Annotated in this window: 7 protein-coding genes; all 7 read right to left on the reverse strand. The window is 37.2% G+C overall.

From position 1 onward, the window contains the following. Positions 1-19 precede the first annotated feature (19 nt). Positions 20-823, reverse strand: coding sequence for a TorF family putative porin (locus ACKPCA_RS11730; RefSeq protein WP_321279266.1), 804 nt, complete (start codon positions 821-823; stop codon positions 20-22). 131 nt (positions 824-954) lie between these two features. Next, entirely contained in the window at positions 955-1,599 is a 645-nt protein-coding gene (locus tag ACKPCA_RS11735) for a response regulator transcription factor (RefSeq protein ID WP_321279267.1), read from the reverse strand. Continuing rightward, positions 1,592-3,382: a sensor histidine kinase gene (locus ACKPCA_RS11740; protein ID WP_321279268.1), complete on the reverse strand. Its 1,791-nt coding sequence runs from the start codon at positions 3,380-3,382 to the stop codon at positions 1,592-1,594. The genes ACKPCA_RS11735 and ACKPCA_RS11740 overlap by 8 nt, the downstream gene beginning before the upstream one ends. Before the next feature lie 170 nt (positions 3,383-3,552). Continuing rightward, positions 3,553-6,267, reverse strand: coding sequence for a pyruvate, phosphate dikinase (gene ppdK, locus ACKPCA_RS11745; protein ID WP_321279269.1), 2,715 nt, complete (start codon positions 6,265-6,267; stop codon positions 3,553-3,555). Positions 6,268-6,601: 334 nt separating this feature from the next. Beyond that, entirely contained in the window at positions 6,602-7,615 is a 1,014-nt protein-coding gene (locus ACKPCA_RS11750) for a dihydroorotate dehydrogenase-like protein (protein WP_321279270.1), read from the reverse strand. A gap of 540 nt (positions 7,616-8,155) precedes the next feature. Next, complete coding sequence (gene nifJ, locus ACKPCA_RS11755) at positions 8,156-11,710, reverse strand: pyruvate:ferredoxin (flavodoxin) oxidoreductase (protein ID WP_321279271.1); 3,555 nt, start codon at positions 11,708-11,710, stop codon at positions 8,156-8,158. Positions 11,711-11,770: 60 nt separating this feature from the next. Further along, on the reverse strand, positions 11,771-12,958 hold the full coding sequence (locus ACKPCA_RS11760) for an AAA family ATPase (RefSeq protein WP_054716031.1): 1,188 nt from the start codon (positions 12,956-12,958) through the stop codon (positions 11,771-11,773). Positions 12,959-13,115: the final 157 nt, after the last annotated feature.

The raw sequence follows: 13,115 nt of genomic DNA on the forward strand, positions 1-13,115 counted from the left end.
TAGTTGTTTTTAGTTATTGTTAAAATGATAATCCAAATACAAGATAAATTTTCTCGTCAGCTGGATTTGTAATGAGTGATGCTGATACCGGGAAACTCAGCTTCTCGCTGATCGCAACTTCTTTAGATAGTTTGCAGCCCAGATTTACCACACCTGCTTTTGATCCGTAGTAGCCACTTTCGCCAACAAAGCCAGTACTTGTATTTGCTTCTTTGGCATTGTTAAGGCTTGCCCCTATGAATGCATCAAGAGTGATATTATTATCTAGTTTATGACTGTAAGTCAACTCCAGATAACTTGAGTATTGAAGTCCGGTTTTCTTGTTGAAATCAGCTTTGGAAGGATCATCTCCCAATTTTACGGCATCGGCTCCCCAGAAATTTAGGGCGAAAGTCAACCCGAAAGGAATTTTTTCGGTTCCATTAAAGCTTAGCATCCCTTCTAAAACATGACCTGTGCGGTTGTTGTTGTAGTTAAAATACTTGTAATCATCGTTTTCGTTTGGAAAATAATAATCGGTAAACGTTAAGCAAAATAGTTCATTCGGAAGGGTATAGGATACGTATAAATCGAGTTCCTGTCCTGAATTTGCACCTGATAAAGAGTAAGCTCCCCAGGCTCCAAATTCAAATCCTTCATAAGTGACACTCATCGAAGGTTGCAAACTTGGGCTGTTTCCACCAAACTGAGTACCTCGCCAAACATATCTGCTCATAACATCGGCAGAAAAGTTGACATCAAGTTTACTTTTCTGTCCAAATGAATAGCTGCTTGTGAAAAACAGAAGCGTTATAAGCAGATACTTAAGTGATTTTTTAATCATAGAATCTTGTCTTAGTTAGTAAATTGTTTGTTCGTTTCAACAAGCAAAAATAGAGCTGTGACAAGAGAGGTGAAATAGATAATTTCCCCTAAAATATTCTACGAAAAAAGGTGAGAGGCTAGGTAAATTACCTATAGTTCGATTATATGGTTTCGGATGGCATATTTAACTAATTCAGCAGTAGTGTTTAGTTTTAACTTACTCATTATATTGTTTTTATGACAGTCGACTGTACGGACACTAATATTTAATTTGTCAGCAATTTCTTTGTTCATCAGGCCATTGGCAACCAGAATCAGAACCTCGGTTTCCCGATTGGTTAATTCACCCTGTCGTTTATTGTCCTGATTTTTTTTCATCAGACTCCTCATGATAATATTGCTGACAAGTGTATTAAAATATTCCCGTCCTTGATTGACTTCATAAATAGCTTCAATCAGTTCTTTTCCCGCAATATCTTTTGGCAGATAGGCTTTTGCGCCGACTTCCATAGCACTCAAAATAAAATCCTTGTTGATGTGCATGGATAAAATAATTGTTTTGATGTTGGCAAACTCGCGATTCAAATACTGCGTGAGTTCGATGCCATTCATTCCGGGCATGCTGATATCCGTAATTACAATTTCACTTTCGAACTGATTGATTTGTTTGATTAAATCTTTTGCATTGCCGAATTCTCCAACAACTTCGATATCCCGATTGCTTAGTAATAAGGATTTAAGACCATCACGAAACAATTTGTGATCATCAACCAAAATAACTTTAATCTTACTCATTTGAACAATTTTTGAATGGGATTTCACATTGAATTTTTAAGCCCTGGGGTGAATTGTTGCAAAATAACACTTTTCCTCCTAAAACTGATATTCGATCCAAAATGTTCGATATGCCGTTACTCTGGTTGTATTCAAAATCATCTGTTAAACCGATGCCATTGTCGCAAATTTCAAATAAATACCAATCGTTTTTAATATGGATATTTATTGTTATTTGTGTTGCTTGTGCATGCTTTATGATGTTATTCACAGCTTCTTGTGCAATCCGGTACAGGTAGGTTTTTGTTTTTTTATTCAGTTTTGGCAGCTGGTCATCAACAATTAAAACTGTTTTGAGTTCACTGTTTTCTTCGATTTGTGATAATAGGCCTCTAAGTGCATTTACCAGTCCAAATTCACGCAAAACAGCTGGCATTAAATCATTTGACATGCTGCGGATCTCATGCATTAAGCTGACAAACATTTCTTCGGATTCTTTTAAAACGATGCTTGCATTCTCTGGAGCGGTATTTTCGATTCGCATTTTAATAGCCAGGATTGTTTGAGCCAATCCGTCGTGTAGTTCTTTGGCTAATCGGTTGCGTTCAGATTCCTGTCCATCAATCATTGAAGAGATACTTTTATCGTGGGCCAGCTTTAGGTTTTCTTGTTGTTTTTTTATTGTTTGGGTCATGTGATTGAAAGCTTCAACCAGTTCGAGTATTTCACCTTCAGCTTTAATATCAGTAACGGGTTCGTATATGCCCGATGATATTTTCTCTGTTTCGTCTCTTAATTTTCGAATTGGAGCCGTGATGGTGTTTGCAATTAGAGCTACTACACCAAGTAGGAATAAACTTAGAACAATAAGGATGTAGCTGATATTATAACCATAATTTTGAATAGGAACCATGGCTTCTTGATGATCTATTTCAGCTAAAACCACCCATTCCAGTCCCATTAGATTTAGTTTACTGTATGAACTTAAAACTTTAATCCCTCGATAATCTTTAAATATGGATGTGCCTGTACTATCCTGAAAAGCCAGTTTGACTCCTCGTGTTGAGGCTTCAACAGGGAGTTTTGAGTGTTCCAGGAATCGGCTGGTGCTTCGTAACCAATTGTCTTTCCCAACAAGATAGGCTTCTCCTGATTTTCCTAATCCATTTAGAGGATTATTATCAAGCATGATGGCATTAATAATTTCAGAATTGATTTGAAAGGCCAAAACAGCCTTTTGTTTTCGTTGCTGGATCAGTTTGCAAATGAGGATTTCGGGAGGGAATTTTTTTTGTGATGCGAATAATTCGTGTACTGAAATACTATCACTTTGTTTATTTAGGAGTGATTGAAATAATTCTTTGTGTTGCGGAGTGAGAGTTTGTGTGTTATTATTAATAATCGGATTTTGTATGCTGGAATGAATAAAAGAGGTGTCCGATTGGTAAATGAATATGTTCTCGAAATTTTGCTTGTTAGTAATTAAGGAGGTAAATTCATGTCTGAAAAAATCGTGGTCTATGATCTTTTTTGTTAGATTTTGATCAAAAGAATAGTCGGGTTTTGTTTTATCCGATTTTGGAAATTCGATGCTACTGATGATTTGCATATCGTGTTTGCATTGTTGAAAGAAATTTTCAACTCTTTTTTTCTTTTCAATGCGCACCGAAATTAACTGGTCATAAGTTCTTGAGATAAGAGCTTCTTTGGCCTGAGTGTAGGCGTATATCCCAACAATAGTAATTGAGAGGAAGTTGAGTAAAACAAAATAGATGAGAAGTTTCTTTGCCAGAGATTTTTTCATGCGAGGGCTAACTGATTGGTTTATTTTTCATCCCAAAGGTATCATTTATATATAAATGTCATATTTTCAGTTAATTGATTTTTAGAGAAGAAATCATTTGAATTATTCATAAATAAGAAAAGGCCACCCCAAAGGGCAGCCTTCTATATTGAATCGATATTTCTATCGGATTACTTCAAGTTTGCTTGAGCAGCAGATAGGCGTGCGATTGGCACACGGAAAGGAGAACATGAAACGTAATCCAATCCAGTTCTGTGACAGAACTCAACTGATGATGGCTCACCACCGTGCTCACCACAGATACCTAATTTAAGATCAGAACGAGTTGCACGACCTTTTTGTGCACCCATTTCAACCAACTGACCAACACCAGTTTGATCAAGAGCCTGGAATGGATCTTGCTTCAAGATACCTTTCTCAATGTAGATAGGTAAGAATTTACCAGCATCATCACGAGAGTATCCGAAAGTCATCTGAGTTAAGTCATTAGTACCGAATGAGAAGAATTCAGCAACTTCAGCAACTTCGTCAGCAGTTAAAGCAGCACGAGGAATCTCGATCATAGTACCTACCATATAATCAACTTTAATTCCTTTTTCTTCGAATACTACAGCAGCAGTTGAACGGATGATTTCTTCCTGCATTTTCAACTCCTTGATAGTACCGATCAATGGAACCATGATTTCTGGTTTTGGATCGAAACCTTCTTTCTTCAAGTCACAAGCAGCTTCGATAATAGCGCGAGCTTGCATTTCAGTAATCTCTGGGTAAGTGTTACCTAGACGACAACCTCTGTGACCCAACATTGGGTTGAATTCGTGTAGAGACTCTACTTTTTCAGTAACAACCTTCACGTCAACACCAAGTTTTTCAGCCATTTCTTTCTGAGAAGCTTCATCGTTTGGAGTAAACTCGTGCAATGGTGGATCTAGTAAACGAATAGTTACTCCGAATCCGTCCATAGCTTTCAAAATTCCGTAGAAGTCTTCACGCTGGATAGGTAATAATTTAGCCAATGCTTCTTTACGACCTTCAAGATCTTCAGCAAGGATCATTTCACGCATCTTCCAGATACGATCTCCTTCGAAGAACATGTGCTCAGTACGACAAAGACCAATACCCTTAGCACCGAAGTTACGAGCTGTTTGAGCATCAGCTGGAGTATCAGCGTTAGTTCTAACATACATACGAGTGTTAGCTTCTGCAAGATCCATGATCTTACCGAAATCACCATCCAAAGAAGGGTTGATTGTAGCAACTTCTCCTTCGTAAACAATACCAGTAGAACCGTTCAATGAGATGAAATCACCTTCGTTGTAAGCAACACCATTAATAGTCATTGTTTTACCAGAAACTACTAATCCTGCAGCAGAAGAGATACAACATTTACCCATACCACGAGCTACTACAGCTGCGTGAGAAGTCATACCACCACGCTCAGTCAAGATACCAACAGCAGCGTTCATACCTTTCAAGTCTTCTGGAGAAGTCTCACGACGAACAAGGATTACTTTCTTACCATCAGCAGCCCAAGTTTCAGCATCCTCAGCTGAGAATACGATCTGACCTGTAGCAGCACCTGGAGATGCAGGAAGACCTTTAGAAAGTTCTTTTGCAGCAGCAAGAGCAGCAGTATCAAATACTGGGTGAAGAAGCTCATCCAATTTGTTTGGCTCCTGACGTAATAAAGCAGTCTTCGCATCGAAGTAACCTTGCTCCATCATATCAACAGCAATCTTAACCATAGCAGCAGCAGTACGCTTACCGTTACGAGTTTGCAACATCCAAAGTTTACCATCCTGAATGGTGAACTCCATATCCTGCATATCTTTATAGTGATCTTCAAGTTTTTGCTGAACAGCATCTAATTCTTTGTAGATCTCTGGCATAGCTTCTTCCAATGAAGGGAAGTTAGCTTTACGATCTTCTTCAGAAGTACCATTACGCTCAGCCCATCTTTGAGAACCGATCAAAGTAATTTCTTGTGGAGTACGAACACCAGCAACAACGTCTTCACCCTGTGCGTTGATCAAGTACTCACCGTTGAACAAGTCTTCACCTGTTGCAGCATCACGAGAGAAACATACACCTGTAGCAGAAGTTTCACCCATGTTACCATATACCATAGCCTGAACGTTTACTGCAGTACCCCACTCTTCTGGAATATTCTCCATACGACGGTAAAGGATAGCACGCTCAGTGTTCCATGAATCAAATACAGCGCAAACAGCACCCCAAAGCTGATCCCATGGATTTGTTGGGAAATCTTTTCCTGCTTTAGTTCTAACAACTGCTTTAAATTCTTCAACAACACCTTTAAGGTCTTCTACTGACATTTCGTTATCAGCAGCGTAACCGTTAGCTTCTTTAACTTTGTCAAGAACTTGCTCGAAAGGACAGTGCTCACCGTTTTCAGCTTCAACGCCCATTACTACATCACCATACATTTGGATGAAACGACGATATGAATCGTAAGCGAAGTGTTCGTTACCTGATTTCTCAGCGATCAACTTCACAGTTTCGTCGTTCATACCCAAGTTCAATACAGTGTTCATCATACCTGGCATAGATACACGAGCACCTGAACGAACAGATAACAACAATGGGAAAGCTTCACCTTTAGAGTCAAACTTAGCGTTCATTGCTTTTTCAGTTTCAGCAACAGCAGCCTCAACTTGACCTTTAATCATTTCTACAACAGCCTCTTTTCCTTGCTTGTTGTATTCAGTACAAACTTCAGTAGTGATAGTGAAACCTGCTGGCACAGGAACACCGATTAGGTTCATTTCTGCAAGGTTAGCACCTTTTCCTCCAAGCAGATTTTTCATGTCTGCTTTACCTTCGGCCTTACCGTCACCAAAAGTATAAACGTACTTAGTACTCATAATTATCGCTTTTTAGTTTTAAACGTTAAAGTCCCAAACAACAGGATCCTTAACAACAATTATATTATTAGCTTCTATTTATTTAAAACAATAAATTTAAAGGGATTAAGCATGATTTTTGTCACGCAAAAACACGCACACAAAAGTAGTTTTCTTTTTTTAATTTTAAAAATATAATTCCCTCATTTAAGTTGCTTTTGTATAGATTTTTTTGGAGTACGTACGCTTTTCTTTTTCAAACGTTTGCGAAAAATTAAACATCCTTTTTTAATACATATGTTTCATAAAAAAAGCCTGTTTATTGACAGGCTTTTATGTTTATAATGTTAATGTTTTATCTCATCAAATTTTTATTAATAACTTCTTCAGGATGCAAAAGAAAATCAAGATATTGAGCTCTGTAATAAACATCAGAAGCTTTTAATTCTTTATCTGATAATTTGCCTCTAAATTCATCAACAGACTTGTATCCTTTTTGATCCATCCACTCTTTAATTTCAAACAGTACTTTTTCAATAATCATTGGTGTGTTTTTATATAAAGAGCTAACCATTTGAACTGCTTTGGCTCCACTTAGAATCATTTGCAGCACATCAGCAGCTCCATAAATCCCATTGGCTCCACACAAATCTCCCTTAACTTTTCCATGAGTAAGACCAACATATCTTAAGCCTAGTTTAAAATCTCCAGGGTTGCTCAAATTAAAATTGGTAACATGAGCTTCCGTTTCAATATCTATTTCTGGCTGGAAAAGACGATTGAATAAAATGAAAGCCGAGGCACCAGCCTCATCTAACCTTTGAACAAAATTCAGAATATTGGTGTAGTATGGACTCAGTTTAATTGAAAATGGAATAGAAAGTCTTTCTTTTAAAGTCTTTACAATATTAACTTTTTCCTCTTCCATTTGCTCTGCAGTTTTTGTACCATCAAATGGCATTTGATAAAAGTTTAGCTCCAAGGCATCCACTCCCACATCTTCCAACTCTTTTGCATACTCGAACCAAGTAACATCGTACAAGCAATTTAAACTGGCAATTACGGGAATATTAACGTTTTCCTTTACTTCTTTTAGTTTAAGCAAGTGAGCTTTAGGCCCTGCATGTTCTAAGGCAGGAAAAAGTGAAGTCATTTCGGCATTACGATGTGCATATTCGTCCAATTCATCAGAAAGCTGAGCACGTTCCATAATGATTTGCTCTTCAAATAGAGATTTATAAACAATTGCTGCAGCACCTGCCTCTTCAAGATCTTTAGCTCCCTCAACGGTAGCTGAAAGGGTACAAGCCCCTACTATAATGGGATTTTTTAAATTTAACCCCATGAATTCAACATTTAAATTTGCCATATGATTTTGGATTAAAAATTTATTGGGTATTACTAAATTTAAGAAATGAACTTGATAATTTCAACTCTATTTTCATTTTCAACAATCTGAATATCACAACAAATCACATGAAATCCTTTAAATACAAGACATATAAGTCTTATATTTTTTTTTATTAAGAAAGAATGAACCGTAAGATCCCCTAACTAATCATTCTGCCTTTCCGATCTGGAGCTACGCTCCAGAATCGTTAAAATCATTCCAATTTTCATATACCTTTTGTTCTTAAATCTTTAACTGGACACGGTCATCCAACTTGGATAAATGGCATCTGTCAATATTATACCATTTAAATATTAAAATACACTGATATAATGCCGATACATGTTCAAAGTGCTTTTAGAAGTGAAACGCGCTAAAGGCACATTTTGAATAGTAATCGGTATTATTCCCTCATTTTATGCAGAAAAGTTTTCAATACTAAACTGTCATATAAACGGTAATTCAACAAAAAAAGGGGCTCTTAAAAAGAGCCCCTCATGATATTATTAGATCAAAAACTTATGCAAGTTCTTTTTCTTCTTCAGAATAATCTAATGAAGCTTGACGCTTGTAAGCTTTATATCTCCACTTCGCATTCTCTTCAGCAGCTACGAATAATTCCTTAGCTTCTTCTGGGAATGATTTCTGTAGAGAAGTATAACGTACCTCACCCATCAAGAAATCCTGGAAGTTTTCCCACTTAGGTTCTTTTGAATCAAGAACAAATGGGTTTTTACCTTCTGCTTCTAACATTGGGTTGTTACGATACAAGTGCCAGTATCCAGCTTCAACAGCTTTTTTCTCTTCAGCTTGTGATTTACCCATAGATGCTTTCAATCCGTGAGAAATACAAGGAGAATATGCAATAATCAATGATGGTCCTGGGTAAGCTTCAGCTTCTTTCAATGCTTTGTAGTACTGAGCCTGGTTTGCACCCATTGCTACCTGAGCTACGTAAACATATCCGTAAGACATTGCAATCATACCAAGGTCTTTCTTTCTGATACGCTTACCAGCAGCAGCAAATTTAGCTACAGCACCAACTGGAGTTGATTTAGAAGCCTGTCCACCAGTGTTAGAGTAAATCTCAGTATCCATTACCAATACATTTACATCTTCACCAGAAGCCAATACATGGTCAAGACCTCCGAAACCTATATCATAAGCCCAACCGTCACCACCGAAGATCCAGATAGACTTCTTAACTAGGTATTGCTTCAAGCTCAAGATTTCTTTAGCAACTTCGTGAGTTTCGTTAGCTAAAGCAGCTTCAACTTTTGGAGAAGCAACTTCAGAAGCTTCAGCATTATCTTTTCCTTCTAACCATTCAGCAAATGCAGCTTTAGTTGCATCGTTAACAGCATCCATGTTCTCTTCCATGCGTTGAGCAATACGAGCACGCATTTTGTTAACCCCTTCTGCCATACCATAACCATACTCTGCGTTGTCTTCGAATAAAGAGTTAGCCCAAGCTGGACCTTTACCGCTCTTATTGTTCTTACAATATGGAGTAGATGGAGCAGAACCTCCGTAGATAGAAGAACAACCAGTAGCATTAGCTACAATCATTCTCTCACCGAACAATTGAGTAATTAATTTGATGTATGGAGTTTCACCACAACCAGCACAAGCTCCAGAGAACTCGAATAATGGCTGAGCAAACTGTGAGTTCTTCACATTGTTTTTAGGAAGAATTTCTTTGTATCCCACTTTTTCATCCATATAGTGCCATCTCTCTTTCTCAGCAGATTGAGTTTCAAGATGCTTCATCTCAAGAGCTTTAGCCTTAGGAGCAGGACAAACGTCAACACAGTTACCACAACCTGTACAATCTAGAGGAGCAACCTGAATACGGAAGCTTAATCCTTTAAGATCTTTTCCAGTAGCTGGTTTAACAGCAGTACCAGCAGGAGCAGCAGCCACTTCTTCTTCTGTCAACAAGAATGGACGAATAGCAGCGTGAGGACAAACGTAAGCACACTGGTTACACTGAATACAAGTTTCTTCTTTCCATTCAGGAACGCTTACTGCGATACCACGTTTTTCATATTTAGTTGTACCAGCTGGGAAAGTACCATCTTCTCTACCTTGGAATGCAGAAACTGGAAGATCATCACCAGTTTGAGCGTTCATAGGATCACAAACATTAGCTACGAACTCAGGACGACCTGTTGAATCAGTCTTGAATCCTTCAGCTTCGATGTTTTTCCATTCAGCAGGAACTTCAACTTCAATTACATTTTCACCACCAGCATCAACAGCTGAGAAGTTCATGTTAACAACTTTTTCACCTTTGTTACCATATGACTTCACAATTGCTTTCTTCATTTCTTCTACTGCCAATTCGAATGGAATTACACCAGTAATTTTGAAGAATGCAGCCTGCATAATAGTGTTAGTTCTTGTACCAAGACCTAATTCTTCACCCAATTTAGTACCATTGATGATATAGAATTTAATATCATTTTCAGCAATGTACCTCTTCATGTGATCAGGTAAGTGCTTCTTAGTCTCTTCTACATCATAGATAGAGTTCAACAAGAATGAACCACCTTTTTTCAATCCTTTCAATACATCGTATAAGTATACGTATGCTGGAACGTGACAAGCTACAAAGTCAGGAGTAGTCACCAAGTAAGTAGAACGGATTGGATCATCACCGAAACGAAGGTGAGAAGCAGTAAAACCACCTGATTTTTTAGAATCGTAAGCGAAGTAAGCTTGACAATATTTATCAGTTGATCCACCAATAATCTTGATTGAGTTCTTGTTAGCACCTACAGTACCATCAGAACCTAATCCGTAAAATTTAGCTTCGTATAATTTTTCAGAGTTTACTTTCAATTCAGCTTCCAAAGGAAGAGATTTAAATGTAACATCATCAACAATACCTAAAGTGAATTGGTTTTTAGGTTCGTTCATTGCTAAGTTTTTGTAAACAGCAATAATTTGAGATGGAGTAACATCTTTAGAACCTAATCCATAACGACCACCAACTACAACTGGAGCATTTTCTTTTCCGTAGAATACTTCTCTTACGTCAAGATACATTGGATCTCCATTAGCACCTGGCTCCTTAGTTCTGTCAAGAACACAAATTCTCTTCACAGATTTAGGAACAACGCTTAAGAAATGCTTAGCTGAGAATGGACGATATAGGTGTACACCAACCATACCCACTTTTTCACCATTTGCAATCTTGTAATCAATAACCTCTTTGATAGTTTCTGTTACAGATCCCATAGCGATGATGATGTTTTCTGCATCTTCAGCACCATAGTAAACGAATGGCTTGTATTCTCTACCAGTTAATTTGGTAATTTCGTTCATATAACCTTCTACGATTTCAGGTACTTTTTCGTAGAATGGGTTTGCAGCCTCGCGAGACTGGAAGTAGATATCTGGGTTTTGAGCAGTACCTCTAGTTACTGGAGATTCTGGATTCAAAGCACGGCTACGGAATTCTTGAAGAGCTTCCATATCTACCAATTCTTTCATATCGTCTGCATCAACAGCTTCAACTTTTTGAATTTCGTGTGAAGTACGGAATCCATCGAAGAAGTTGATAAAAGGAACGCGAGACTTAATTGCAGTAAGGTGAGCAACTGCTGAAAGGTCCATTACTTCCTGTACAGATCCTGATGCCAACATAGCAAAACCAGTTTGTCTTGCAGAATAAACATCTGAGTGATCACCAAAAATAGAAAGTGCCTGAGCAGCCAATGCACGAGCACTTACATGGAATACACATGGTAATAACTCTCCAGAGATCTTATACATGTTAGGAATCATCAACAATAATCCCTGAGATGCAGTATAAGTAGTTGTTAATGCACCAGCTTGCAAAGAACCATGAACTGCACCTGCAGCACCAGCTTCTGATTGCATTTCAACTAGACGAACAGTTTCGCCAAAAATGTTTTTGCGACCTTGTGCAGCCCACTCATCAACATTCTCAGCCATAGGCGAAGAAGGTGTGATTGGGTAAATACAAGATACCTCACTAAACATATATGCTACGTGAGCGGCAGCAGCATTACCATCGCAGGTAATGAATTTTTTTTCTCTTGCCATTTTACTCCTCCAATTAATTTTAATTAATGGTAGTTTAATTTATTTCTGTTATTTAATTCTCTAATATAAAAAACCGAACAACCACAAAGGAATTTTATTTCCTTCGCCGCGTTCGATCATATCAGCAGCTTCAAATAAATCTTCGGTTCTAATATTAGACTCAGACATATTTGTATTACCTGTAATCTTAAAATTGTATTTGTCATCCACTAAAAAGTGTCCCATATCTGTACTCGTAAAAAGTCTTGTTGGTGCTACCTGGTTGTAAAAAAAGGTTTCACGCAGATTATCCTGATCAATATTCTCAGGAGATATGGCATACAGTAAATTGGTATTGTGTAAATATACCTTGTTAGGCTTTTTAGATGAATCTTTATAGCTATCCTTCGAGTTAAGCAAACGAATTAATCTTGCATTTTTCAGATATCGCAAATAATTCATAATAGTAGCTCGTGATGTTTCCACATCGTTAGCCAACTTGCTTACGTTAGGCTGAAATGGCACATTACTCGAAATGATATAAAGTAGTTTCTTTAGCTTTGGCAGATATTTTAATTCTATTTGGTTCAAATACGTAATATCAAATTCCAACATCAGGTTGATAATTTTCAACAAATTATCAATGAAACTTTTCTCTTCCTGATAACATGGATAATATCCGTAACGCAAATAATCATTAAAATAAGCCAGAGGTCTTACTTTCTCAAGAATTTCATCGACAATCTCCTCGTGATTTTCGATAATCTCCTCTAAAGAATAGCTCTTAAATTTGTTTCCAGTTTCGTGATTTAAAAATTCTCGGAATGATAATCCATTAAGGTAATACACATTCACAATATCTTTAAGCTCTTCGTTTGTCTTTACTCTTAAGATTGAAGAAGCCGTAAAAATAATTTTTAAGTCACCACATTGCTCGTAGCAAGTTCTTAAGTCTTTTGCCCAATCAGGATATTTATGAATCTGATCCAAAAGTAACAACTTACCACCTTTTTTATAAAATTCATCTACAAACGAAACCAATCCTCTTTCGGTAAAGAACAAATTGTTCATGTTTATATAAAGACATGATTTATCGTTCGCACAATTTTCTCGAACATAGTCTAACAGAAAGGTTGTTTTACCTACACCTCGGGCACCTTTTATAGCAATTAATCGTTGCGACCAATCAATTTGATCAGCCAATTGGCGACGAATATTACTCTTTTTGTTTTTCAACAAACTATTATGTGTCTGTAGTAAGGTGTTCATACTTTTTCGAAATTTACATCGCAAATGTAGAGAATTAAAGCTTAATTTTGTAATCTCGAGATTACAAAAGTGTTTGTTTTTTGCAATTTATACTTATTTAAAATAACATGCCGCACAACAGCTTTCCCTTGATATTGCTAATCATTCGATAAGAAAT

The organism is Marinifilum fragile (assembly GCF_963677365.1).
Taxonomy (GTDB): domain Bacteria; phylum Bacteroidota; class Bacteroidia; order Bacteroidales; family Marinifilaceae; genus Marinifilum; species Marinifilum fragile.

What these genes read in the sequence shown, in the direction of transcription:
- ACKPCA_RS11760 (WP_054716031.1), bottom strand. Translation starts at nt 12,958, where the DNA reads ATGAACACCTTACTACAGACACATAATAGTTTGTTGAAAAACAAAAAG.
- ACKPCA_RS11735 (WP_321279267.1), bottom strand. Translation starts at nt 1,599, where the DNA reads ATGAGTAAGATTAAAGTTATTTTGGTTGATGATCACAAATTGTTTCGT.
- nifJ (WP_321279271.1), bottom strand. Translation starts at nt 11,710, where the DNA reads ATGGCAAGAGAAAAAAAATTCATTACCTGCGATGGTAATGCTGCTGCC.
- ACKPCA_RS11750 (WP_321279270.1), bottom strand. Translation starts at nt 7,615, where the DNA reads ATGGCAAATTTAAATGTTGAATTCATGGGGTTAAATTTAAAAAATCCC.
- ppdK (WP_321279269.1), bottom strand. Translation starts at nt 6,267, where the DNA reads ATGAGTACTAAGTACGTTTATACTTTTGGTGACGGTAAGGCCGAAGGT.
- ACKPCA_RS11730 (WP_321279266.1), bottom strand. Translation starts at nt 823, where the DNA reads ATGATTAAAAAATCACTTAAGTATCTGCTTATAACGCTTCTGTTTTTC.
- ACKPCA_RS11740 (WP_321279268.1), bottom strand. Translation starts at nt 3,382, where the DNA reads ATGAAAAAATCTCTGGCAAAGAAACTTCTCATCTATTTTGTTTTACTC.